22 protein-coding genes are annotated in these 26,322 nt (G+C 30.8%); 15 read left to right on the forward strand and 7 right to left on the reverse strand.

Translation table 11 applies throughout. The features are described from left to right. The first annotated feature begins 49 nt into the window (after positions 1-49). Entirely contained in the window at positions 50-1,021 is a 972-nt protein-coding gene (locus GQS57_RS00195) for a Gfo/Idh/MocA family protein (protein WP_205860161.1), read from the forward strand. Between the two features lie 47 nt (positions 1,022-1,068). Here GQS57_RS00195 and GQS57_RS00200 read toward each other — a convergent pair whose 3' ends face one another. From GQS57_RS00200 to GQS57_RS00215, 4 genes are all read right to left on the reverse strand, one after another. Continuing rightward, positions 1,069-1,740, reverse strand: coding sequence for a PolC-type DNA polymerase III (locus GQS57_RS00200; protein ID WP_165730068.1), 672 nt, complete (start codon positions 1,738-1,740; stop codon positions 1,069-1,071). A 2-nt stretch (positions 1,741-1,742) separates the two neighbouring features. Then, positions 1,743-3,659, reverse strand: a complete 1,917-nt coding sequence (locus tag GQS57_RS00205; RefSeq protein ID WP_165730070.1) for a DUF294 nucleotidyltransferase-like domain-containing protein — start codon at positions 3,657-3,659, stop codon at positions 1,743-1,745. Continuing rightward, positions 3,656-4,204 carry an NUDIX domain-containing protein gene (locus tag GQS57_RS00210; RefSeq protein WP_165730072.1) on the reverse strand — a complete coding sequence of 183 codons (549 nt, stop codon included), beginning with the start codon at positions 4,202-4,204 and terminating at the stop codon, positions 3,656-3,658. The genes GQS57_RS00205 and GQS57_RS00210 overlap by 4 nt, the downstream gene beginning before the upstream one ends. A gap of 211 nt (positions 4,205-4,415) precedes the next feature. After that, positions 4,416-5,504 carry a M42 family metallopeptidase gene (locus GQS57_RS00215; RefSeq protein ID WP_165730074.1) on the reverse strand — a complete coding sequence of 363 codons (1,089 nt, stop codon included), beginning with the start codon at positions 5,502-5,504 and terminating at the stop codon, positions 4,416-4,418. A 298-nt stretch (positions 5,505-5,802) separates the two neighbouring features. Between GQS57_RS00215 and GQS57_RS00220 the strand changes: the two genes are divergently transcribed. The 12 genes from GQS57_RS00220 to GQS57_RS00275 all read left to right on the forward strand — a co-directional run bounded on the left by GQS57_RS00220 (position 5,803) and on the right by GQS57_RS00275 (position 19,868). Beyond that, positions 5,803-6,690, forward strand: a complete 888-nt coding sequence (locus tag GQS57_RS00220; RefSeq protein WP_165730075.1) for an ABC transporter ATP-binding protein — start codon at positions 5,803-5,805, stop codon at positions 6,688-6,690. Between the two features lie 71 nt (positions 6,691-6,761). Next, positions 6,762-10,418, forward strand: a complete 3,657-nt coding sequence (locus GQS57_RS00225; RefSeq protein WP_165730077.1) for a M1 family aminopeptidase — start codon at positions 6,762-6,764, stop codon at positions 10,416-10,418. A gap of 63 nt (positions 10,419-10,481) precedes the next feature. Further along, positions 10,482-11,558 (forward strand): esterase-like activity of phytase family protein, encoded by a 1,077-nt coding sequence (locus GQS57_RS00230; RefSeq protein WP_165730079.1) that lies wholly within the window; start codon positions 10,482-10,484, stop codon positions 11,556-11,558. A 40-nt stretch (positions 11,559-11,598) separates the two neighbouring features. Beyond that, positions 11,599-12,120 (forward strand): hypothetical protein, encoded by a 522-nt coding sequence (locus GQS57_RS00235; protein ID WP_165730081.1) that lies wholly within the window; start codon positions 11,599-11,601, stop codon positions 12,118-12,120. Between the two features lie 99 nt (positions 12,121-12,219). Further along, a complete protein-coding gene (dapA, locus tag GQS57_RS00240) occupies positions 12,220-13,098 on the forward strand; it encodes a 4-hydroxy-tetrahydrodipicolinate synthase (RefSeq protein ID WP_165730083.1) in 879 nt (292 codons plus the stop codon). Positions 13,099-13,103: 5 nt separating this feature from the next. Then, on the forward strand, positions 13,104-13,616 hold the full coding sequence (locus GQS57_RS00245; RefSeq protein WP_165730085.1) for a ferritin: 513 nt from the start codon (positions 13,104-13,106) through the stop codon (positions 13,614-13,616). Between the two features lie 238 nt (positions 13,617-13,854). Then, entirely contained in the window at positions 13,855-14,715 is an 861-nt protein-coding gene (locus tag GQS57_RS00250) for an outer membrane protein assembly factor BamD (protein WP_165730087.1), read from the forward strand. 9 nt (positions 14,716-14,724) lie between these two features. Beyond that, a complete protein-coding gene (locus GQS57_RS00255; protein ID WP_165730089.1) occupies positions 14,725-15,045 on the forward strand; it encodes a DNA-directed RNA polymerase subunit omega in 321 nt (106 codons plus the stop codon). Next, entirely contained in the window at positions 15,045-16,256 is a 1,212-nt protein-coding gene (gene coaBC / locus GQS57_RS00260; protein ID WP_165730091.1) for a bifunctional phosphopantothenoylcysteine decarboxylase/phosphopantothenate--cysteine ligase CoaBC, read from the forward strand. The genes GQS57_RS00255 and coaBC overlap by 1 nt, the downstream gene beginning before the upstream one ends. Positions 16,257-16,339: 83 nt before the next feature. Further along, on the forward strand, positions 16,340-17,230 hold the full coding sequence (locus tag GQS57_RS00265; RefSeq protein WP_165730094.1) for a DUF4835 family protein: 891 nt from the start codon (positions 16,340-16,342) through the stop codon (positions 17,228-17,230). Between the two features lie 71 nt (positions 17,231-17,301). Beyond that, complete coding sequence (gene recN, locus GQS57_RS00270; protein ID WP_165730096.1) at positions 17,302-18,954, forward strand: DNA repair protein RecN; 1,653 nt, start codon at positions 17,302-17,304, stop codon at positions 18,952-18,954. 110 nt (positions 18,955-19,064) lie between these two features. Next, positions 19,065-19,868 (forward strand): enoyl-ACP reductase, encoded by an 804-nt coding sequence (locus tag GQS57_RS00275; RefSeq protein ID WP_165730099.1) that lies wholly within the window; start codon positions 19,065-19,067, stop codon positions 19,866-19,868. A gap of 181 nt (positions 19,869-20,049) precedes the next feature. On the opposite strand, the gene GQS57_RS00280 is transcribed toward GQS57_RS00275, so the two are convergent. Further along, positions 20,050-20,544 (reverse strand): TlpA disulfide reductase family protein, encoded by a 495-nt coding sequence (locus GQS57_RS00280; protein WP_165730101.1) that lies wholly within the window; start codon positions 20,542-20,544, stop codon positions 20,050-20,052. Positions 20,545-20,551: 7 nt separating this feature from the next. After that, on the reverse strand, positions 20,552-20,776 hold the full coding sequence (locus GQS57_RS00285; protein ID WP_165730103.1) for a hypothetical protein: 225 nt from the start codon (positions 20,774-20,776) through the stop codon (positions 20,552-20,554). Positions 20,777-21,036: 260 nt separating this feature from the next. Here GQS57_RS00285 and GQS57_RS00290 point away from each other — a divergent pair, with 260 nt between their 5' ends. Further along, on the forward strand, positions 21,037-21,957 hold the full coding sequence (locus GQS57_RS00290) for a 1-phosphofructokinase family hexose kinase (protein WP_165730105.1): 921 nt from the start codon (positions 21,037-21,039) through the stop codon (positions 21,955-21,957). A 213-nt stretch (positions 21,958-22,170) separates the two neighbouring features. On the opposite strand, the gene GQS57_RS18820 is transcribed toward GQS57_RS00290, so the two are convergent. After that, positions 22,171-24,477 (reverse strand): DUF1566 domain-containing protein, encoded by a 2,307-nt coding sequence (locus GQS57_RS18820; protein ID WP_205860162.1) that lies wholly within the window; start codon positions 24,475-24,477, stop codon positions 22,171-22,173. A 428-nt stretch (positions 24,478-24,905) separates the two neighbouring features. Here GQS57_RS18820 and leuC point away from each other — a divergent pair, with 428 nt between their 5' ends. Then, complete coding sequence (gene leuC, locus GQS57_RS00300; RefSeq protein ID WP_165730107.1) at positions 24,906-26,312, forward strand: 3-isopropylmalate dehydratase large subunit; 1,407 nt, start codon at positions 24,906-24,908, stop codon at positions 26,310-26,312. The last annotated feature ends 10 nt before the right edge of the window (positions 26,313-26,322 follow it).

The following is a 26,322-nucleotide window of genomic DNA, read 5'->3' on the forward strand; positions in this document are numbered from 1 at the left end:
TATTTGATACCTTTTTAGATTCTATTTTTAAATAATTAAAAAAGTTACAATGGAAAAGAAAGTAATAAAATGGGGGATTATTGGCCTTGGAAAAATAGCTGCAAAATTTGCTACTGATTTAGCAACGGTAGAAAATGCAGAATTAGTTGCTGTGGCTTCTAGAAGTGAAGGGAAAGCAGCTGATTTTGCAAAGAAATTCAACGCAAAAAAATCTTATAGTTCATACGAAGCATTGGCTAAAGACGCTGAGGTAGATGCAGTATATATAGCGACTCCGCATAGTTTTCATAAAGAACATGCTATACTTTGTTTAGAAAATAAAAAAGCAGTTTTATGTGAGAAACCTTTTGCAATGAATTTGCAAGAAGTAGAAGAAATGATTGCAGTTGCAAAAGAAAATAATGTTTTGTTGATGGAAGCATTATGGACGTATTTTTTACCACATTTTACGTATGTTTTAGACCTTGTGAAGACGAAGAAGTATGGAGAGCTAAAAAAGCTAGAAGCAGATTTTGGTTTTTATAATACGTATGATACAGATCGAAGATTATTTAAAAAAGAAGTGGGAGGAGGAAGCTTGTTAGATATTGGTATTTATCCAATTTTTGCAGCTTTATCTACTTTGGGAACTCCAGTTACTATTGAAGCCGATGCTATTTTCTTTAAAAATGGTGCAGATGCGGAATGTAATATGCTTTTTAATTATAAAAATGCGACTGCTCATTTAAAAAGCACGTTGTTAGAGAATACACCAACGGAAGCCGTTTTTACTTTTGACACTGCAATTGTAAAAATAAACACACAATTTCATGCGCCTTCTTCTGTAACTATTTTAAAAAATGATACAGAAGAAACCATTAATTTCGATTATAAAACCATTGGTTATAGTTTCGAAACAGAGCATTTCAATACACTTTTAAGAGAAAACAAAAAACAAAGTAACGTTATGTCTTTTGATTTTTCTAGAAGTTTGATCAGTATTTTAGACACTGTTAGAGAAAGTATCAATCTAACGTATTAAAGATGCTTTTTTTGAGTATTTGGAATTTTAAATAAGAAAAAAGGCTCTTATGAGTTTAGCAAGTCTTTCACGGTTAAATCGTTGTTTTTATCTAAACGAGCTATTATTTTTAAGAACAGTATAGCTGTAATAAAAGCATCTCCACTTGCGGTATGTCTATCACTTTTAGATACATTTAGTTCATCACATAATTGATCTAAAGTATACCGCTCTTTTGGTAATGTATTTTGATAAACGGTATGCTTAGAGGTTCTATATAAATGTTCTGTATCTAAGGTCTTATTTTTAATTTCTGGTAGTTCGTTTCTTACTAAAATTTGGTTCATCATCATAATGTCAAAGTTTATATGATGCCCAACCAGAATTGAATTACCGATGTATTTTAAGAAACTTTTTAGTGCTTCTAGTTCGGAAATTTTAGTAATGTTACCTTCTTTTAAAATACCGTGAATGTGTACCGTTTCTGGATTAAATATTTCTTGTTTTAAATACACTTCAAAACTGTCATTTACATTTAAAGTGTTATTAATTAAAGAAACAGCACCAATAGATAATACACGATCTCTCATTCTATTAAATCCCGTAGTTTCTGTGTCAAAAACAACAAATCGAGTTTCGTTTATAGCGAGTTTTGGTGCGTTTAAAAAACTATTTTCATACTCTAAAAAGTAATCCGGAAGTATCTTGTTTTCCTTTTTATTAAACCAGTTAAACTTCATAATTATCTCATATTTGATAAGTTAAATTTAATAGTAAGTACTTCTTGAATTTCTCTAATGGGTTTAAAGCATCTTTTTAGTTTTAACTTTTCTTCTTTTGTTAAAGACTCTAATTTAATAAACTTACCAGAATCGTTGTGTAATATTCCTTGTTTGGTTTTAAATTTTAGCAGGGCTTTAAAAGCATAAGAACAAGATTGGTATAGCTCTTTATTCTGAGGTTCTATTTCTGCTAATCTTTCAAAACGGTGTGCAGTATTGTTAATTTCAAAAATATTATTAGAGAGTGTTAAAAGTCTTGCGGCATTAATTAAAGGCATTAAAGCTCTTTGTTTTATGTTAAAAGAATCTTTATGGTCTCCATTATTCTCTACTAGAAATTGTTTAAAAAAACCTAGAGGAGAGGGACTTGCAATAGCTTCTTTTGCTAAAAAAGTAAATAAAAGAGTTCTTTCATTCAATGTTTTAAAAATGCTTTTGGTTAGTTCTCTTGCCATAGAAACTTCACCATAAATAGCGTTAAAATCGAAGAAAATAGACGATAATAAAATGGCTTCTCCATCAACATTAAAAATCCACTCGTTAAACTGATCTTTCCATTCAGATAAAGATAAACACCATTTAGGATTGCTTGCCATCATTTCTGCAGGGCAATATTCATAACCAATTTTATGTAGCGATTTTGTAATATGACCTGCTAGTTTTAAAAAATATTCTTTCGTTTCTGTATACTGTTCTTTGCTAACATTTTCAAAAATGATAGCATTGTCTTGGTCTGTATATAAAAGTTGTTCTTTTCTACCCTGACTACCTAATGCTAACCAAGTAAATTTAGCAGGCGGAGGCGTTGTCATTTTTTTTAAAGAAAGCTCAATAACTCTTATGGTTACACTATCATTTATTTCTGATATAATTTTAGAAATATGAGATAACGGTATGTTTTGCTCTAAATAAGATTTTAAAAGTTGGTTTGCTTTGTTTCTAATTTCACGAATTTCTTTCGTTTTTTTAGCACGTTTAATCTCTTTTAAAATTACTGTTGGGTTATTTCCTAATGAAGCTAATACATCATGATTTGTTAAAATTCCTATCAGTTTAGAGTTACTCGTTCCGTCTACAGTAATACACAAATGACCTACCTTTTGCTTTATCATTTGTAACTGAGCGTCTAAAACAGTAAGGTTTTTAGATTGTGTAATTACCGGAGAAGACATGATTTCTTTTACGGAGGTGTCTACTGGAAATAGGCCTGTAGCTATTTTGTTTTTAAGATCGCTATTTGTAATAATTCCTAAAGGAACCCAGGCATCATCTACTACTATAATACAACCCACTTTTTGATTGCTCATTTTTATAGCAGCTTCTTTCGCTGTAGCATTCGCTGTACATGTTAATGGTTTTTTAGTGTAATTTACAGAGTGTAAATTAGAATAAGCCAAATTGTCATTTTCTATATAATCTGTAAAAACATTGCTGTTTTGCTCGTTTGTATAAGGATCAAAAGAGTTAGAAGCAAAAGAAGTTAATAGGTATTTATTAATTTTTAAACTTCTTTCTGATACTGCTTCAAAAATTTCAATAGGAATTGCATAAACAATAGATTCTTCATTGGCAATAGCATCTAATAAATAGTTTTCTTTACTAATTAAAGGTCTTAAACCGAAAATATCTCCACCATCACAAATGTCTATCAGCGCTTTTTTGTCATTAGAATTTTTATACAAGCTAATTCCTCCATTTCTTACAATGTAAAATTGTTTGTGAATTTCATCATTCTCGTTAAAAATAACTTTTCCTTTTTCTAAATAGATGATGGAAACTTGAGAAGCAATTTCTAATATTTTTTTAGTCGCTAATAAGTTGAAAGGCGGATAGTTTTTTAAAAAATCATAAACGCGTTCTGCAATTGAATTTTTCATCTTTTATGTATTTGTTGATGAATTTTGTTATAAACCGAACAGTAATACTCATGAAATCTAGGTAGTAAAACATTTTCCAGGTTTTCTGTGCTTTTTAAAGTTGATAAATCAAATAATTTGATAGCATCAACTTCTTCTTCTTGAATGGTTAATGTTGACATCGGAACTTTTAATTCTGCGATAAAAACATGATGATGCTCGTTATCTTGAATTCCGTTTGCATGAGAAACTTGATGAATTCGTGTACCAATTTTGATGAGGTCTTTTTCTTCTAGTTTAAGCCCAATTTCTTCAAAAACTTCTCTTTTTGCCGATGTAATTATATCTTCTCCGGCAGCAATATGTCCTGCAACAGAAATATCCCACAAACCTGGAAATACTTTTTTGGTCAATGCTCTTTTTTGAAGTAGTATTTTTTCATCCGAAGTAAAAAGCCAAATATGAACAGTTGCATGAAACCAACCATTTTTATGGGCTTCAGATTTTAAAGCCGTTTTTCCTGTAGGTTTTCCATCAGGAGTTAAAATGTCTATGAGTTCGTCCATAATTATAAAACACAAATTTCACAAATTATCACTAATCAGTTTGTCATTTCGAAATGAGCTTTTTTAAGCCTTTCGACTTCGCTCAAGATAAACTAATTAGAAATCTCATAACCATTTTATGTAATTATAAGATTCCTCCTCATTCTTCGTTCGGAATGACAAAACAGAATTTTATCAGTGTAAATCCGTGAAATTCGTGTCTGTATTTTATTTATTCAAAATAAGAAAAAGTTTCTCCTCCTTTAATATTCAATAATGTTTCATAAATCATTTTAATCACATTTTCTACATCATCTCTGTGTACCATTTCTACAGTGGTATGCATGTAACGTAATGGTAAAGAAATTAGGGCAGAGGCAACACCACCATTGCTATACGCAAAAGCATCTGTATCTGTACCTGTTGCTCTAGAAAGCGCAGAACGCTGAAAAGGAATTTCTTTTGCTTCGGCAGTTTCTGTAATTAAATCACGTAATTTTTGTTGAACAGCTGGTGCATAAGCAATAACCGGACCTTTACCTAATTCTAAAAGACCAGCAGTTTTTTGTTCAATCATTGGAGTTGTAGTGTCGTGCGTTACATCCGTAACAATTGCCACATTTGGCTTAATGGTTTGTGTAATCATTTCTGCACCACGTAAACCAATTTCTTCTTGTACTGAGTTTGTAATGTACAATCCGAATGGTAATTCTTTTTTATTTTCTTTTAATAAACGAGCTACTTCGGCAATCATAAAACCACCCATTCTGTTGTCTAATGCTCTACAAACAAATTTGTCTCCGTTTAAGATATGAAATTCATCTGGGTAGGTAATTACACAACCAACATGAACGCCTAAAGCTTCTACTTCTGCTTTTGTTGCACAACCTGTATCAATAAAAATATTGTCTGGTTTTGGTGCTTGCTCATTTGCTTTGTCTCTTGTATGAATTGCTGGCCATCCAAATACACCTTTTACAATTCCGTTTTTAGTATGAATGTTTACAATTTTACTTGGTGCAATTTGATGATCTGATCCTCCGTTTCTAATTACGTAAATCAATCCGTTATCAGAAATGTAATTTACATACCAAGAAATTTCATCTGCATGTCCTTCAATAACTACTTTGTATTTTGCATCTGGGTTTATAACACCAACTGCAGAACCATAAGTATCTGTAATAAATGTGTCTACATACGGTTTTAGGTAGTCCATCCAAATTTTCTGACCTTCCCATTCGTACCCGGTTGGTGCAGCATTATTTAAGTATTTTTCTAAAAATGTAAGTGATGCTTTATTTAAAATTGATTTTTTTGCCATTATAAAAGTTTATAAAGTTTTAATATGAAAAGTTCTAAAGTTAAATGTTAGTTCGGTTGTTTTTTCTATTGTAAAAGTGATCAGAAAAAATATCGAGTACATTTTATACTTCCAATGGTAAAAATAATACGATTTTTTAGGAACTCCATAAAAAAAATCACAAAAAAATGTAACAAAAGTGCTTACTTTTACACTAATCACTGATTCCCGTTTTCACGGGAATGACAATTCTATAGGAAACCTCTAGCTAAAGCTATAGGAATCACTTTTTCAAGTAAATATCACTAAAACCAACAATATGAAGTTAGTAATTGAAAATTTAACCAAAACATACAAAAACGGCGTAAAACCTATTGATAATTTAAGCATTGAAATAGGTACAGGAATGTTTGGTTTATTAGGACCAAATGGTGCAGGGAAATCTTCTTTAATGAGAACGATTGCAACATTACAAAGTCCAGATTCTGGTTCAATTACTTTTGGTGATATTAATGTTTTAGAAGACAACATGTCTCTACGTAAAGTGTTAGGGTATTTGCCACAATCTTTTGGTGTGTATCCTAAAATGTCTGCCGAAGATTTGTTAGATTATTTTGCTACTTTAAAAGGAATATCAAAAAAAACTGAAAGAAAAGCAATTGTAAAAGAGGTTTTAGATATTACTAATTTATATGAAGTTAGACACAAATATGTTGCTGGTTATTCTGGCGGAATGAAGCAGCGTTTTGGTATTGCGCAATTGCTTTTAAACAATCCAAAATTAATTATTGTTGATGAACCTACTGCTGGTTTAGATCCTGCAGAGAGACATCGATTTTTAAATGTTTTAAGAGAAGTTGGTAGTAATTGTACGGTTATTTTTTCTACGCATATTGTAGAAGATGTGAAAGAATTGTGTAATGAAATGGCTATTTTAAACGGAGGTAGAATTTTAAAACATTCTACACCACAAAAAGCAACAGAAGAATTAGAAAACACTATTTGGACAAAAATTGTAGAAAAAGACGATTTAGAAGAAAACATGAAATTGTACAATGTGTTATCTAGAAATTTTAATACAGATAATACGTTAAATATTAGAGTGCATGCAGAAGAAAAACCTTCTGACGATTTTGTAGCGGCAACTCCGCAATTAGACGATGTGTATTTTATTGCATTAAAACAAGATGAGCCGGAACTGGTTTAAAGTTTCAGGTTTAAAGTTTTGGGTGCGCTTTCAATTACACAATTACACAAAATAACAATTACACATTTTATATGTTTTCAACTATTTTTAAACACGAATTAAAATACTGGTTTAACAAGCCTGTTTTTTATATTTATATTTCAATATTTTTATTAATCTCTTTCTTTTTATCTGCAACCTCTGCAGGTATTTGGGATGGAGTTTCTGGTACCACTGGTTCTTCTAGAATTGTAAATTCGCCAATTGGTGTTACAGGTATTTTTAATGCATTTACTATTTTAATTTTCTTTTTATTTCCATCAATTATTGGTGTTTCTATTTATAGAGATTTTAAAAGTGAAATGCACTCCATTTTATTTTCGTACCCGTTTACAAAAGCCAATTACTTATTTGCTAAGTTTTTTAGCGGAATTGTAGTGGTTTCTGCTATTGTTTTAGTGGTTGCTTTAGGAATGGTTATTGGGTTTCGTTTTCCAGGAACCAATGCTGATATTGTTGGTGATTTTAATATTATGACTTATCTAACAACGTATTTGGTCTATATTTTACCAAATGTATTGTTTTTTGGTGCTGTTGTTTTTGCTATTGTTACATTTTCTAGAAGTGTTGCAGCTGGTTTTATTACGGTAATTATTCTAATGTTTGTTCAGGGAGCTATTTCTAGTATTTTATCTGAACCAGAACAAGCAACTTTGTTAGCTATTTTAGATCCTTATGGTTCTTCGGCGTCTTCTTATTATACAAAATATTGGACTGTTTCTGAACAAAACGAAATGCAAATTCCAATAGGTGAATTGGTTATTTATAATCGCTTATTGTGGTTGGTAATTTCTTCTTTAGTTTTTGGATTGGTTTATAAATACTTTAAATTCACACAAAACGCAATTACACTTTCTTTTAGAAAAATAAAATCAGAAAGAGTTACAAAATCTAATTTTAGCGGAGTTACAAGAATAACGTTACCAAAAGTGTCTCACGATTATTCTTTTATTCAGAATTTAAAAGTAATGTGGCAATTGTCTAACATCGATTTTAAATACATTTTTAAAAGTTTGCCTTTTATCTGTATTCTTATCGTTGGACTTTTAATGTTGTTTGGAACTTTATTTATTTCTAGTGAAATTTTTGGAACAGATACATTACCAGTAACTTGGCAAATGTTGGGCGGAGGAAATATTTTTAGTTTATTTGTTATTAATGTTTGTACTTTTTTATACGCAGGTATGTTAGTGCAAAGAGCAAGAACTGCAAAAATTAGTCATTTAGTTGATAGCACACCAATACCAAATTGGACATTATTATTCTCTAAATTAATAGCAATTTTAAAAATGCAATTGGTTTTATTGGCAGTAATTATGGTTTCTGGTATGTTGTTTCAAGCGTATCAAGGATATTATAATTTTGAAATTGGTCATTATATAAAAGAGTTGTTTGGGTTAAAATTTTTAAACTATGCAATTTGGGCTTTCTTAGCAATATTTGTACAAACGTTGTTTAAAAATCAATATTTAGGTTTATTGGTTTTGTTAATCGTTGCTATGGGGATTCCGTTTTTAGACTTAATAGGAATTGAGTTAGCCATTTTTAAATATAACGAAGGTCCAGGTTTTAGTTATTCGGATATGAATGGTTATGGCTCTGCTTTGTCTCGCTATTTATGGTATAAAATCTATTGGATTTTAGGAGGAACATCATTACTTCTTGTAAGTGTTTTATTTTGGGTTAGAGGATTACCAAATTCTTTTTCTGAAAGAATGGATATTGCTGTTGCAAGATTTAAAACACCTCAAAAAATTGGTTTAACGGTTGTTTTGGTTACTTTTTTAACTTTAGGACTTACAATCTATCAAGAAACAAAATCAGAAGATGAAAACTCAGCTTCTAAACAAGCCGAATTAAATGCCGTTAAATGGGAAAAAAGTTATAAAAAATACGAAGATTATAAACAACCAAGAATTGTAGCTGTAAATGCAGATGTAGCCATTTATCCGAAGAAAAGAACGTACAAAGCAAGTGCTGTTTTTACAATGATAAATAAATCGGATAAAGCAATTGATAGTATTTTCTTAAATCATAATTCATTAGAAAACACCTTTGAATTTAATAAACCAAACAATTTGGTCTTAGAGGACACAGTTTTTAATTTTGATATTTATAAGTTCGATAAAAAAATACTACCTGGAGATTCCTTACAACTTACAGTGCATGTAAAAAGTAAAGAAAATACCATGTTTCAAAGAAAATCGCCTGTATTAGAAAACGGAACATTTTTAAATAATTTCTCTATGTTTCCTACTTTAGGATATTCTTCTGCAGGAGAATTGACTGACAATAAAATTAGAGAAAAGTACAGTTTACCACCAAATAATTTACAATCTGAACCTACAGATTCTACCGCTTTAGGAAATACATATATTTCTAAAGATTCTGATTGGATAGATTTTGAAGCTACCGTTTCTACATCCGAAGATCAAATTGCAATTGCACCAGGTTATTTACAGAAAGAATGGACAGAAGAAGGGCGTAAACATTTCCATTATAAAATGGATAGTAAAATGTTGAATTTCTATGCGTTTAATTCCGCAAGATATGAAGTTAAAAAAGAAATGTGGAATGGTATTAGTTTAGAAATTTATTATCACAAACCACACGATTATAATTTAGATAGAATGCTAAAAGGGATGAAAGCATCTGTTACGTATAACGAGAAAAATTTTAGTCCTTATCAACATAAACAGTTAAGAATTGTAGAGTTTCCAAGAACACAAGGTACTTTTGCGCAATCTTTTGCAAATACAATTCCGTTTTCTGAAGGCTTTGGGTTTATTGCGGCTGTAGATGATACGAATGATGATGGGGTAGATTATCCTTTTGCTGTAACAGTGCACGAAGTTGCACATCAATGGTGGGCGCATCAAGTTATTGGAGCAGATGTTTTGGGTGCTACCATGTTGTCAGAAAGTTTGTCGGAATATGTTTCGTTAAAAGTATTAGAGCATCAAAATGGAAAACCGAAGATGCGTACCTTTTTAAAGAAAGCTTTGGATGATTATTTAATGCAAAGAACGATGGAAAGAAAACGTGAAAATGCATTGATGTATAACGACGGACAAGGATATATCCGTTATCAGAAAGGGTCTTTAGTTTTTTATGCTTTGAGTGATTATATAGGAGAAGAAAACTTAAATGGCGCTTTAAAAAAGTATGTAGAAAAAGTGAAGTTTCAAGAAGCTCCATATACAACTTCCGTAGAAATGGTAAATTATATTAGAGAGGTAACACCAGATTCTTTACAGTATGTAATTAAAGATATGTTTGAAACCATTACGTTGTACAGAAACCAAATTTTAGAAGTAAAATCTACAGAATTAGACAACGGAAAATACGAAGTAGAAATAGAATTTGAAGTTTCTAAATATAGAAATGATGAAAAGGGAAAACGCTATTATGGTGAAAAAGTAGGAGATACTTTAACGTATCAAACAGATGATATGAAAAAACCTATTTTATCAGTTCCGTTAGCAGATTATATTGATATTGGTATTTTTGCGCAAGAAGAAGTTGATGGAGAAAAGAAAGAAAAAGAACTATATTTAAAGAAGCATAAGATTACAGAGATCAATAATAAAATTACAATTATTGTTGATGAAAAACCGATTGAGGTAGGAGTAGATCCTTACAATAAATTAATAGATACACAATCTGAAGATAACAGAAGAAAGTTGTAGTGCTTTATGATATTTGACCTTTCATTTTTTAAATTTGAAAGGTCTTTTTTCAAAATTAAAATTATGAAAAGTCTTGTTTTAGGTATTTTAGGTTGTCTTATTTTTTGTTCTTGTAAACAAGAAAAAGCAACCGAATTAAATTTTTTGGATGAATTTGTTTTAGCAGATTCAATAGCATTTCAAAACTCAATTATTGGCGGTTTGTCTGGTGTAGATTATGCAAACGGAGCGTATTATTTTGTAGTAGATGATGGTAGAAATCCTCGTTTTGTAAAAGCAGAAATTAAGATCAAAAAAAATAATATAGAAGCTGTAGATTTAAAACAGGTTATTTTACTAAATGATACTACAACTTCTTATTATAAAGAAAACGCTTTAGATTTAGAATCCATTTTTGTAGAAGCAGAAACCGAAGCGGTATATTTTGTTGGAGAAGGATCTATTAATAAGGGTAAAAGTCCTACCGTTTTTAAAACAGATTTTAACGGAAATTTTATGGAAGCTTATCAACTTCCTGAAAATTTAAGTAATACTAAAAATATAAAACACAATGCCGTTTTTGAAGGTTCTTCTAAAAGTATAAACGGAAACGGGTTTTGGGTTGCTATGGAAGGTCCTTTAAAATCAGATGGAGAAGATCCTACTTTTACAAAAGCCTCCTCACCAATTAGAATTACATATTTTGATAAAACATCTAAAAAAGCGACAAAGCAGTATGCGTATCAATTAGAACATATTACAAAACCATCTAAAGGAAATATTAATTTAAACGGATTAACATCGATCTTAGAGTATAAAGAAAATCACTTTTTTATTATAGAAAGAACGTATCAAAGTGGTTATGGTTCTTACGGAAATATTGTAAGAATTTTTGATGCAGTAATCGATAAAGAAACAACGAATATTCTAGAGATTGAAGCCTTAAAAGAAGCTGAATTTATTCCGCTTAAAAAGCGTTTATTACTAAATTTTGAAGAGGTTAAAGATCAGTTAACAGAAGGAATAATCGATAACATAGAAGGTATTACACTGGGACCTATATTAGAAAATGGAAACCAATCTTTACTTTTAGTTGCTGATGATAATTTTCAGGTGTATGGAAAACAATTAAATCAATTTATTTTATTAGAAATTAAGTAGAATTAATTTCTAATTTTTATCAAGATAATCTATTTTAAGAATGAATTTTTTGAAGTTAAAAGAATCCAGTATCAAAAAAAAGTTTGATAAAAATATCAAACAAGTATCTGAACGCAGAAATGTTTCTCAAAAGGAAATTAAATCTGTGGGTATTTTAACAACGGCAAGTATTTCTTTAAGTATAGATTTACAAGCAAAAATAGAAGCTGTTCTAGGCGTTAAAAATGTTAGAATATATAGTTTTAAGAAAAGTGATGCTACAAAAGATACTTCCTTTAAATACTTTACACAAAAAGATATCAATTGGAAAGGGATTTATATTGAACCTAGTTTTAAAAGTTTTTTAGAAGAACCATTCGACTTATTAATAGGTTATTTTAGTGAAGCTAATTTGTATTTAGAAACTGCCGTTTTACAATCTAATGCTACTTTTAAAGCCGGTTTTTCTGGAGTGAATTCTAAATTGTATGAATTAGAAATTTCCGAAAGTACAGCACATGTAGAAGCGTTTTCATCAGAATTAAAAAAATACCTACAAATTCTTAAAAAACTAAAAAATTAAACTTTAATAATAAAGTTGTTTATTCTTGGTAAGAATTGTTTTTTTAGTGATGAAATTCAGCATTAAATTGTAATTTTACGCCTTATAAAATACATAATAATGCAGAAATTTATTGGAACTGGAGTTGCGTTGATAACACCTTTTAAAGAAGATTTAAGTGTAGATTTTGATGCACTTGTAAAATTGGTGAATTTTAACATCGATAACGGAACAGATTATTTAGTTATCAATGGTACAACCGCAGAAAGTGCAACCATTACTAAAGAAGAAAAACAAGAAATAATTAATGTTATTATTAAGACAAATAATAAACGTTTGCCTTTGGTTTTAGGTGTTGGAGGTAATAATACTGCTTTAGTTATAGAAGAATTACAAACAAGAGATTTTACAGGTTTAGATGGTATTCTATCTGTTGCTCCTTACTATAGTAAGCCAACACAAGAAGGTTTTTATCAGCATTTTAAAGCCATTGCACAAGCTACAGATTTACCAATTATTTTATATAATGTTCCTGGTAGAACTGCAAAAAATATGGAGCCTGCAACTACAATACGTTTGGCGAATGAATTTGATAATATAGTGGGTGTTAAAGAAGCAGGAAATAACCAACAACAGTATTATACGTTGTTAAAAGATAAACCAGCAGATTTTTTAATTATTTCTGGAGATGATGATATGGCTTTAGGAGTTGCCTTGGCAGGTGGTTCTGGTGTGATTTCTGTAATTGGACAAGCGTTTCCTAAAGAATTTTCTGCAATGATAAACCATGGTTTACAAGGTAATAATAAAGAAGGATATGCTATTCATTATAAAATGATGGATGTTGTAGATTATATTTTTGAAGAGAATAATCCTGCAGGTATAAAAACAGTTTTACAGGAGTTAGGTCTTTGTAAAAACGATGTTCGTTTACCTTTAGTGCAAGCAAGTGCAGAACTTCAATCTAAAATTGCTAAATTTGTAGCGAACTTTAAATAGAAAATATGTTATCACCAGTTATAGAAAAAGCATTAAACGAACAAATTAGAGTAGAAGCACAGTCTTCTCAAATATATTTGTCAATGGCTTCTTGGGCAGAAGTTTTAGGTTTTGAAGGCGTTGCACAGTTTATGTACGCACATTCAGACGAAGAAAGAATGCACATGTTAAAGTTGGTGAAATTTATAAATGAACGTGGTGGGCATGCAATAGTATCAGCATTAGATGCACCTCCGGTGGAATTTGGCGAATTTAAAGAAATGTTTCAAGAATTATTTAATCATGAAGTTCATGTTTCTGCATGTATAAATGATTTAGTAGATATTTGCCTACAAGAAAAAGATTATGCTACTCATAATTTCTTACAATGGTATGTTTCTGAACAAATAGAAGAAGAAGCATTGGCTAGAAATATCTTAGATAAAATAAAGTTAATTGGTGATGATAAAGGTGGTTTTTACCTGTTTGATAATGATATTAAACAATTAATTACTGCAGTACCACCTGTTCAACAATAATATTAACAAACTTTTAGTAACAACTAATCGCTTTTTTTGCGTCTTTTGTGTCGTTATTGTATGACATAATTTATTGTCAAAAAAAGCGTTTTAGTTTCATGTGTTATTCTTGATACTGTGTGTTTAGAACTTTCATTGAAATAGTTATCCTAAAGTTGTTTTAGGAGCTAAAAGGGAAGAATTATTTGAGAAAAAATAAATTCTTTTATTATCCATATTTAATCACTAATTTTGCACGATGCAAAAAATTAAAAATTTAGCGTGTTTATTGATGTTCTCACTTGTATTATTTTCATGTGGGGAATATCAAAAAGTTTTAAACAAAGGTACTACGGAAGAGCAGTATAAAATGGCTGTGAAATTGTACGAAAGCAATAAATTTAGTAAAGCTTTGCGTTTGTTTGAGAAAATAACACCAACTTATAGAGGGAAACCACAAATGGAGCGTATCCAATTTATGGTAGCACAATCTAATTTTAACGAGAAGAATTATAGCATGTCTGGTTATTATTTTGATCGTTTTGCAAAGAATTATCCTAAAAGCTCTAAGCTTGAAGAAGCAGCTTTTTTATCAGCGTATAGCTATAAATTGGCTTCTCCTAGTTTTAGTTTAGATCCAACGGATACAAATAAGGCATTAGATGCTTTTCAAAGTTTTATAAATACATACCCAGATTCTGATAAAATAGAAGAAGCGAACCAACATTATAAAGAATTAAGGTATAAGCTTCAGAAAAAATATTTCGAAATTGCTAAAACGTATTATAGAACAGCAGAATATGATTTAAGAAATTATAAAGCGGCAATACAGGCTTTTGATAATTTATTAGCAGATTTTTTAGGTTCTGAATTTAAAGAAGAGGCATTATATTACAGGTTAAAAGCGGCACATGACTTTGTGTTAAAAAGTTATGATAGAAGAAAACCTGAACGTATAAAGGATGCAATAGATGCATACGATAAGTTAAAAAGAAATTACCCAGAATCTCAATTTATGGAAGATTCAAATATAATGTTAGCGACCTTACAAAAAGAACAAGTAAGAATTGATGCATTGATTGCAAAACAGGTTGAAGTTCAAAATTCAAAAAAGAAATAATAATTAATTATGGATTATAAAGATACAAAGGCACCTTTAAGTACTATTACTTATAATAAGAATGAAGTAGAAGCTCCTACACAAAATATTTATGAAGCTATTTCTATTATTGCCAAAAGAGCAAATCAAATCAACGGTGATTTAAAGAAAGAATTGGTTGATAAATTAGAAGAGTTTGCGACTTATAACGATAGTTTAGAAGAGGTTTTTGAAAATAAAGAGCAAATAGAAGTTTCTAAATTTTACGAAAGATTACCAAAACCAACAGCTATGGCTATGGAAGAGTGGTTAAATGGTAAAGTTTATTTTAGAACTCCAGAAACAGAATAATGTCTGTTTTAAGTGGTAAAAAAATTTTATTAGGAATTACTGCTGGAATTGCTGCATACAAAACGGCTGGTTTAGTCCGTTTATTTATAAAATTAGGCGCAGAGGTCAAGGTTATTATGACTCCTGCGTCTAAAGATTTTATAACACCTCTTACACTTTCCACACTTTCTAAAAACCCTGTTTATTCTACTTTTTATAATAAGGAGGATGAAGAAAATGAGCTTTGGAATAATCATGTAGATTTAGGTCTTTGGGCAGATTATATGGTAGTTGCTCCGGCAACTGCAAATACGATGTCTAAAATGGCAAATGGTACTTGCGATAATTTATTATTAGCAGTCTATTTATCTGCAAAATGTCCTATTTATTTTGCGCCTGCAATGGATTTGGATATGTACATCCATCCATCAACCAAAGAAATTTCACAAAAATTAAAATCTTTTGGAAATACAATTATCCCTGCAACTTCTGGTGAGTTAGCAAGTGGTTTAGTTGGTGAAGGAAGAATGGCTGAGCCTGAAGATATAGTGTCATTTATAGAAAATGATATTTTATCGAAATTACCTTTAAAAGGAAAAAAACTTTTATTGACTGCTGGTCCAACGTATGAAGCAATAGATCCTGTACGTTTTATAGGAAATCATTCTTCTGGTAAAATGGGCTTTGCAATCGCAAAAGCAGCGGCTAATTTAGGTGCAGAGGTTTTTTTAATTTCTGGTCCAAGTCATCAAAAAATAAATCATTCTTTAGTACATAGAATAAGTGTGGTTTCTGCTGATGAAATGTACAATGCAGCTCACAAATACTTTAAAGAAGTAGATATTGCTATTCTTTCTGCTGCGGTTGCAGATTATAGGCCAAAAAATGTAGCAACTCAGAAAATAAAAAAGACTACTTCTGCGTTAGAAATTGAGTTAGAACCAACAAAAGATATTTTAGCATCCTTAGGTGAAATTAAAGAAAATCAATTTTTAGTTGGTTTTGCTTTAGAAACCAATAATGAACTAGAAAATGCAAAAGGGAAGCTAAAACGTAAGAACTTAGATGCTATTGTTTTAAATTCTTTGCAAGATAAAGGTGCTGGTTTTGCAACAGATACCAATAAAATTACTATTATTGATAAAGATTTGACTGAGAAATCATTCGAATTAAAATCGAAAGAAGAAGTGGCCAAAGATATTATGAATGAAATTTTAAAGAAGATTTCTTAAAATTTCTAGTCTCCTCGAGCGCAGTCGGGAGGTTTTAGTTTAGATCTCGACTGCGCTCGACCAAACAGTAAAAAATAAAACGAATGCGTAAACTTATATTCTTTTTTCTGTTTTTATTTTCGGTTTCTGTGTTAAAAGCGCAAGAATTGAATTGCTTGGTAACTGTAAACTACAACCAGGTTCAAGGTTCAAATACGCAGGTTTTTAAAACTTTAGAAAAATCTTTGTCAGAGTTTGTAAATCAAACCAGATGGACAAATAACGATGTAAAACCAGAAGAGAGAATAGATTGTGCTTTTACAATTATCATTACTTCTAGAGATGCAAATAATTTTAATGCAACGATACAAGTTCAATCTACAAGACCGGTTTTTGGTTCTACATACGCATCACCTGTATTAAATTTAAAAGACAACGATTTCAATTTTAAATACAATGAGTTCGACCCATTAATTTTTAATAAAAACTCTTATGATAGTAATTTAATCTCTACCATTGTTTTTTATGCAAACATTGTTTTGGGAGCGGATGCGGATACTTTTAAAAGAAATGGTGGAGAGACGTCTTTTAGAGTTGCAGAGAATGTAATGTTACAAGCGCAGCAAAGTGGAATTGCTTCTTGGCAAAATGTAGTAGGAAAACAAAATAGATTTTTATTGATTGATAGTTTCTTGTCACCAAAACTTTCAGCATACAGAACCGCTACTTATACGTATCATAGAAGAGGATTAGATGAGTTTTCTTTAAATAATGGTATTGCGAAACAAAACATGGAAGAGGCGGTAATCTCTTTAGAAAGTATCTACAATAAAACAGTTGGTAATTATCTAATCCGTGTGTTTTTTGATGCTAAAGCAGATGAAATTGTAAATCTATATACGGATGATGCTGCTTCTAGAAATAAAAATAGACTGGTTGAAATAGTGAAAAAAATATCTCCGAATAACAATGCTAAGTGGAAAAATATTAAGTAAAACATTCCTTATAATTATTGTTTATTCTTGATACAATTTTCCTTAATTTTAGCTTCTAAAATTTCGAGCATTTGTTAACACAACTTTCCATTAATAACTACGCATTAATCAATCACTTATCTATTGATTTTTCTTCAGGTTTATCTATTATTACAGGTGAAACAGGAGCAGGTAAATCCATACTTTTAGGTGCATTAGGTTTAGTTTTAGGTAACCGCGCAGATTTATCATCATTAAAAGATACAAGTACAAAATGTGTTGTAGAAGCTAAAGTTGCTATTGCGAATTACAATTTAGAAGATTTTTTTAACGGAGTAGACTTAGATTACGAAGCAGAAACTATTATTAGAAGAGAGATTTTGCCATCTGGTAAATCGAGAGCTTTTGTTAATGATACGCCAGTAACGTTGTCTGTTTTGAATAAGTTAAGAACAAAATTGATTGATGTGCATTCTCAGCATCAAACCATAGAATTATCAGACAATCTTTTTCAGTTTTCAATTTTAGATGCTTTAGCAAAAAATACTGCAAAAATAGCTTCTTACAAACGTGGTTTTTCGCAGTTAAGTAAATTAAAGAGAGAATTTTCTAAATTAAAAGAACAACAGAAAGAAGCGAATCAGCAATACGAATACAATTTGCATCTTTTTAAAGAGTTAGAAGAAGCAAAAATTAAGGCAGAAGAACAAGACGATTTAGAAGAACGATTAGAAAAGCTGAATAATATAGAAGATATTAAAGGTAATCTATCGGAAGCTTTAGAAATTACGGTGAATGAAGAAATCGGAATTCAGAATTTGCTAAATACATTAGAAAATAGATTGTCTAAAATTGCAACTTTTTCTAAAGAATATCAAGTACTTTCAGATAGAGTTACTTCTGTGAAGATTGAAATCGATGATATTGTTTCTGAGTTAGAAGATGCCAATGAAAATGTAGATTTTAATCCGAATGAAGCAGAAGAAATAAACGATAGATTACAATTATTATATAATTTACAGAAGAAACATACAGTAAGTAATAATGCCGAATTGATTGCTGTTTTTGAAGAACTTTCAGAAAAAGTGGCACAAGTTGAATCTGCAGACGAAGTCATTATTGAGAAGCAAAAGGAGATAGATGAAATTTCTTTAAAATTAGATAAAGTTGCCGATTTAATTTCGAATGCAAGAACAAAGTCAATTCCTAAATTAAATAAAGAATTACAAGCTTTATTATCTGATTTAGGTATGGAAAACGCTAGTTTTTCAATTAAAATAAAGCAAACTAAAAATTATTTTGCAAACGGAAAAGACGAATTAGAATTTCTTTTTTCTGCAAACAAAGGAGGTAGTTTTGGAGAATTGAAAAAAGTAGCTTCTGGTGGAGAATTGTCTAGAATTATGTTGTCTGTAAAAACAATTTTATCAGAAAATACACAATTACCAACCATTATTTTTGATGAAATTGATACTGGAGTTTCTGGTGAAGTTTCAAATAAAATAGCCGCAATTATGCAAAAAATGAGTGCTAATATGCAAGTAATTGCTATTACACATTTACCGCAAATTGCTGCAAAAGGAGCGAATCACTATAAAGTGTATAAACAAGAAGTAAAAGGAGTAACCACTACTAATTTAAAACTTTTATCTACTGATGAAAGAGTTAAAGAAATTGCAGAAATGCTAAGTGGTAAAGATATTTCTGATTCGGCACTTACCCACGCAAAAGAATTATTGAATTAGTTTAGATAAAACTTAAAAGTTTATAATGTCATTTCGAAATGAGCTTTTTAGCCTTTGGACTTCGCTCAAGATAAACTAATGAGAAATCTCATAAAACAAACACTAACAAAATGTACAACTTACTAAAAGGAAAAAAAGGAATTATTTTTGGCGCTTTAAACGAAAATTCTATTGCTTGGAAAACGGCACAAAGAGCACATGAAGAAGGAGCAGAGTTTGTGTTAACCAACGCGCCAGCTTCTATTAGAATGGGCGAATTAGATATTTTAGCAAAGAATACAAATTCTCAAATTATTCCGGCAGATGCAACTTCAATTGAAGATTTAGAAAACTTGATAGAAAAATCTATGGAGATTCTAGGTGGTCAAATTGACTTTGTGTTACATTCTATTGGTATGTCTGTAAATGTTAGAAAAAAGAAAGCTTATACAGATCCAAATTACGATTTTACTGAAAAAGGTTGGGATGTTTCTGCTGTTTCTTTTCACAAAGTTTTAAATGTTTTGTATCATAAAAAAGCCATGAAAGAGTGGGGTTCTATTGTTGCTTTAACTTATATGGCGGCGCAAAGAGTGTTTCCAGATTATAATGATATGGCAGATAATAAAGCATATTTAGAGTCTATTGCACGTAGTTTTGGCTACTATTTTGGTCGTGATTTTAAAGTGAGAGTGAATACCATTTCTCAATCTCCAACGCCAACAACAGCCGGAAATGGCGTAAAAGGTTTCGACGGATTTATCAATTTTTCTGAAAAAATGAGTCCGTTAGGTAATGCTTCTGCGGCAGATTGTGCAGATTATACCATTTCACTTTTCTCTGATTTAACCAAGAAAGTAACTTTACAAAATTTATTTCACGATGGCGGATTCTCTAACATGGGAGTAAGTGATGCTGTTATGGATAAATTTTAATAAGAATATATTCAGTTTAACATTTTAAAAATAGCTTCATATAAATGTTCTTATTTGAAGCTATTTCTTGTTATGAGTTTATCTTGAGCGTAGTGGAAAGACTCTCCCTTTTTTTATTCAGAAACATCATAAAAAAGAGTTCAAAAAATTGCTTCAATCAGGGTTAAGCTATTTTGCTTTTTTAAGCTTTATAAGCATCAATAAGCCCTTGTATAACTTCCGAAGTCAACTCAAAACCTTTTAGTTGTGGCCAACCTTCCCAAACAACAATCCCATTAGGATTAATAATGATACAATGCGGAATTCCTTTAATTTCTAAGGCTCTATTAAGTCTTGCTCTTCTATCAATAGCGCTATAATATTCAATTTTAGCTTTATTAAAACGTTTAATTTTGGCCATAGATTCGTTACTGATACCTATAACTACCATGTCTTTAGCAAACTCTTTATAAAAAGCATTCATTTCTGGAATACCTTTTACACAAGGCCCACACCAAGTTGCCCAAAAATCGATTAAAACAAATTTACCATCCGTTTCAGGTTTATCCGTTAACCATTTGCTAACCACTAATTCTGGTGCTTTTTTATTTAAAAATGACTTGGCCCACATTTTTTTTTGTTGCGCGTAAGAAGTCATAAAAAAGAGACAAATAGATAATAAGGCAATTTTTTTCATGTGTTTTTTATTCTATGATTTCGTAGTCAATACTTAATTTTCTTAGTGCTCTTAAAGAAGAACCAGTATTTTTATCTTCCATCTCAATATCTACAACGTCACCTTCTATAAGAATTTCTGTAAGTTCATTAGATAAAGATTCAGAAATGTTCATCGAAATTTCTACAATACATCTAGCAATGGCTCTTTTATCTGGTCTTTGTGCATCACAAGACAATAAGTTTATTTTCATAATATTTATTTGTGAATGCAATATACAAGAATTGAAATAAGTATGGTCAGCATGTCCATTCGGATATAAGTTTTTTTAAACGATTGAGGAATCTCGTAGCTTTATAATTAATAATGCAAGATGAACCATCATTGTGAATGATAAAGCATTTTAATTATTTTATATTCAATCTTATAGAATAAGTTTAGATTTTTTGTTTATTTTTTCATCAATAGAAAAAAGAAAAGAATACTATCTTTACTATAACCAAAAAACGAATAATGAAAGTAGTTACACTTACCATAAATCCTGCGTTAGATAAAAGTGCTAAAATAGATGAAATGACACCTTTTGATAAATTAGAGTGTTATAATATTACCTATCATCCGGGAGGAGGCGGTGTTAATATTTCTAGAGTTTTACATAGGTTGGCCGTAGAAAGTCATTGTTTGTTTCCTTACGGAGGTAAAACAGGAGAGCATTTGGTAGAGTTGTTACAAGAACAAAATGTACAAGTAATTAGTATGCCAATTTCTAATTTAACCAGAGAGAATTTTGCGGTCTTTAATACAGAAACAAAATTACAATATAGATTTGGAATGCCTACAAATCCGTTTTCTGAAGATGAATTAGCGCCTTTAGAAGCGTTAATAAATGAACATGTAGATACAAATGATATTTTTGTTATTAGTGGAAGTTTACCAAAAGGATTGCCGACAGATTATTACTCTAAAATCATTCAGAATTTAACAGCTAAAGGCATAAAAGTAATTGTAGATACCTCCGGACCTGTTTTTAACGAAGTTTTAAAAAACGAATTGTTTTTAATAAAACCGAATCAAAAGGAATTGGCCAGATTAGCTGGTAAAGAATCTTTAAATAAAGCAGCACAAGAAGCTTTTGCAATGCAACTCGTTACAAATAAAACAGCACAATATGTAGTGGTTTCTTTAGGGAAAGATGGTGCGTTTATGGCGCATAAAAACGGAATAGAACGTGTTGCCGCACCCGTAATTTCTGTAAATAGTACTATTGGAGCAGGAGACAGTATGGTGGCAGGTTTAATTTATGCAATCACACAAAACGAAACTCCTAAAAATATGTTGCGTTGGGGTGTTGCCTGTGGTGTATCTGCAACCTTAAGTGAAGGGTCCGATTTGGCACACAAAGAAAATATAGAGAAAATTTTAAAATTATTATAAAATGGTATCTAGCATTTTTTAGAAACAAAGTAATCGCTTTGTAAAGTAGATGTGAAATTATCTTGATTTTTTTTTATACGGATGATAAATTTTTTAGGAAGCTATTTCCTGCTTTCCACTATATCTTTTTTATGAAAAATAAAAAAGGATGTCGTTTCAATCAGGGCTAGAACTGCTTGCTAACTTTTCTTAAAGTAGCAATCAAGTAGCTTTTTATCTATTTCCTCTTCTTTTCATTTCCTCTTCAGTAATAAAACCATCGCTGTTTGTATCTCTTTGATCAAAATTTTCTTTCAACCTTCCTTTTACTTCAGATTTGCTTAGTTTTTTATCTTTATTGGTATCCATTTTTTCTAATAATTCAGAAAAAGAAGGAGGTGTATTGTTGTTGTTATTATTTTTAGCTGGTTTTTGTTCCGTTTTAGTTGTTGCTTTTTGTGTTTGTATTGTTGATGTTTCTGTATTTAATTTTGTGGTTGGTGTTATGTCTCTAACAGTTCTCACGTAATTATAGACATATCTTACATCCCCTTGTGGACCAAAATATTCTGGATAATTTTCTTTCACACCACTTTTAGGATCACTTCTTTGCGCTCCAGCACCATGAACATCCATTAAACGATTTCTCATTTTTCCTTGTGCTTCTCCAAAAGCAATATAAACAGCACTTGCAAACGGATTTCTACCGTCTAAATGAGAAGTGCTCGTCCAAAAATAAGGATATTGTTTATATCCATTCGGATCAGTAATTTTTGTAGTTTCAAAAAGAGGATTAATTGCTGGTGAATTGGTTGTTTGTATAGAACGCGAATAATCAACAATACTTTGTAGTTCTTTTGCATTTGGCAAACGCCAATCTGAATGAGAAGCCAATTCTAAATTTTCAGCATAAGAAAGAGACGATTTCCAGTCTTTGCCTATTCCGTCATCTGTTTTTTGCCACATTAATCCTGTTGCTAAATCACTAATAGTTCCATCATTGTTATCAATAAAATTATTTTCTCCGTAGTCTGTATTTCCACGTACCATTCTAAAATACATTTTATTCTCATTTTTAGTTCTAGGATTATTTTTAGGATATCCTTTAATTCTACCATCAACAAAATTTACACCAAAAACAGTAGCATCCGCATTCATGGTTTTACCAACATATTCGGTTGCACTCCATGTTTGAGCATCAATTTCACGTTCATTAGCATTTACATCACCTAAAGGTTGATTAAAATATTCGGTATCAATAAACATTTTAATAGCTTTTTCACCTTTTACTTGTCCGGAGAATAAAATAAGAGAATACAGTTCTTTAATCGTAGGGATTCTCCAATCTGAATAACCACCTAAAGTAGTATTTTCGGCTTTAGAAAAAGCTTCCTCAAAAGTCATTTTTTCTCCCATGTCTTTTTGCCATATCAATTCAGTAACATTGTCTGTTATGGTTTGGTTGTTATTGTCTTTGTAAGAAGGAGTATTGCCTAAATAATTAGCATCCTGACCGTAAAATGCTTCGTTTTCTGATGGTTTAGAAATACTTTCTACATCAGAATAAAAGTTTTTTACATTAGTGTCTACAATTTGGTAAGAAAGTTGTTGCGTTGTTTTATTTTTAATTACAATATTTTTATCTACTGGAATTTTCATTAAATCTTTTGCAAAAAGCACATTCCCTTTATAGTTTTTTCGCATTTCTGCGGTGGTAGCTGCTTGGTCAATATCTGTAAAATTAAAATGAGTTAACACTACGTTTTTAACATTCGCTTCTTTTGCCATTAAAGAACTTTCAGCCAAATTAACATGTGCTTTTTGGGTGTTTTTTCTAGTGTTTCGATTGCCGTTAGGTCTAGCTTTTTTGCCTAATTCAATAGCTCCACCAGAATCCATAATTAAATAATCGGCATTTTTTGCCAAGACAGATAAGGATTTAGAATAGGTTAAATCTCCAGAAATTACAATAGATTGGTTGCCAGCTTCAAAACGATATGCGAGCGTAGTAATGGTGTGATTTACCGGAGTGGTGGTAATTTTTATGTCTCCAATAGTAAAAGAGTCATTCCCTTTTAAATCGGTATATGTGCTATTTTTAATGGCATTTTTTAAATTCCTACCAGATTTAGAAAGTCGATAATTAATATCTTCCTCATAAGTATCTAAAATATTATGTACCATGGTGGTGGTAGGAGCAGGTCCTGAAATGGTTACTTTATTTCCGCCCAAAAGCGATTGAATAAAAATAGGCGTAAACTCTTCATTGTGGTCTAAATGATGATGTGTAAATAACAAGCCGTCTAGACTTCTTACTTTGGTATTATTCTTATTTAAATTTGCTTGGGTTCCGTTACCCATATCAACCAAAATATTAATGTTATTATAAGAAATTAATACTGAAGGTCCAGCACGTTCTGTATTAAATTTAGGTGAGCCAGAACCTATAATAGTTGCAGTTAACTGGTTGGTGTTTTGTTGAGAGAATAAAGGGAAATTGATACTTAAACAAAGCGCAATTAAAAGAAAATAGGATCTCATAAATAAGTTTTTGTATAAGACCTAACTTTCTGTGTAAGGTTTAATGTATTATAAAAACATATTTTAATTTTAGATGATGTGTCATTTTGAAATAATTTTTTTCAAGAGATTGAGAATCTTATTATTAGATCTTTCATAATTTCTTCGTTAGTCTTGTCAAAATGATATTTAATTGATTTTTTTGGAAGGTTTGTATTGATTTATTAATTTTTTATTAAAGAAAAAAACATTAGAATTAAAATAAATTATAACCCTACAAAATAAATAGACATCGTATTTTTTAATAATGTAATGACTTGTTATATAGTGTTTTATTAAAATGTGTAACCGTTGGGTATAGTATGTTTAAACGTTTAAATATTTATAAAACACAATAAAATGTTATTTTTGGTAGCTGATTATCATTTAAATAATTAAAGAACAAACAAATGGCAAATACATTATTTGACAAAGTATGGGATTCACACGTTGTTCGTCAAGTTAAAGACGGACCAGATGTGTTTTTTATAGATCGTCATTTTATCCACGAAGTTACAAGTCCCGTAGCTTTCTTAGGTTTAGAAAGTAGAGGAAACAGTGTTGTTTATCCTGAGCGTACATTCGCAACAGCAGATCACAACACACCAACAATAAATCAACATTTACCTGTAGAAGACCCTTTATCTGCAAATCAGTTAGATGCTTTAGAAAGAAATGCAAAAAAGCATGGTATTTCTCACTGGGGATTAGGAGATCTTAATAACGGAATTGTACACGTTGTAGGTCCGGAAAACGGAATTACATTACCTGGAGCAACTATTGTTTGTGGAGATTCTCATACATCTACGCATGGTGCTTTTGGTGCTATTGCCTTTGGTATTGGTACTTCTGAGGTAGAAATGGTATTGTCTACACAATGTATTATGCAACCAAAACCTAAATCGATGCGTATTAACGTAAACGGTAAATTAGGTTTAGGTGTAACTCCTAAAGATGTTGCTTTATATATTATTTCTAAGCAAACTACTTCTGGTGCAACAGGTTATTTTGTTGAATATGCAGGAGATGTTTTTGAAGATATGTCTATGGAAGGTCGTATGACTGTGTGTAACTTATCTATAGAGATGGGAGCACGTGGAGGTATGATTGCGCCAGATGCAAAAACGTTCGAATATTTAAAAGGTCGTGCTCAAACTCCTAAAGGAGCAGATTGGGACACCGCAATGAAATATTGGGAAACTTTATATACAGAAGAAGGAGCAGAGTTTGATGTTGAATTTAATTATGATGCAGCAGATATTGAGCCAATGATTACATACGGAACAAACCCAGGAATGGGAATGGGCGTAACGAAATCAATTCCTACTGCAGAAAGTTTAGAAGGTGGAGTAGAAACTTACAGAAAATCATTAGGATATATGTCTTTTAACGAAGGTGATTCTATGATTGGTAAAGAAATTGACTTTGTGTTTTTAGGTTCTTGTACAAACGGACGTATAGAAGACTTTAGAGGATTCTGTTCTATTGTAAAAGGAAGACAAAAAGCACCTAATGTAACTGCTTGGTTAGTACCAGGATCACATAAAGTGGTAGATCAAATAAAAGCAGAAGGATTAGATAAAATAATTACAGATGCAGGTTTTGTTTTAAGAGAACCAGGTTGTTCGGCTTGTTTGGCTATGAATGATGATAAAGTTCCTTCAGGAAAATTATCAGTTTCAACATCAAACAGAAACTTCGAAGGAAGACAAGGACCAGGATCTAGAACCTTATTAGCTTCTCCATTGGTAGCAGCTGCATCTGCAGTTAGCGGAGTAGTAACGGATCCAAGAACAATTTTAAACGCTAACGCTTAACACAGAAAAC

This window comes from Polaribacter sp. 20A6 (genome assembly GCF_011378915.1).
Classification (GTDB): Bacteria; Bacteroidota; Bacteroidia; order Flavobacteriales; family Flavobacteriaceae; genus Polaribacter; species Polaribacter sejongensis.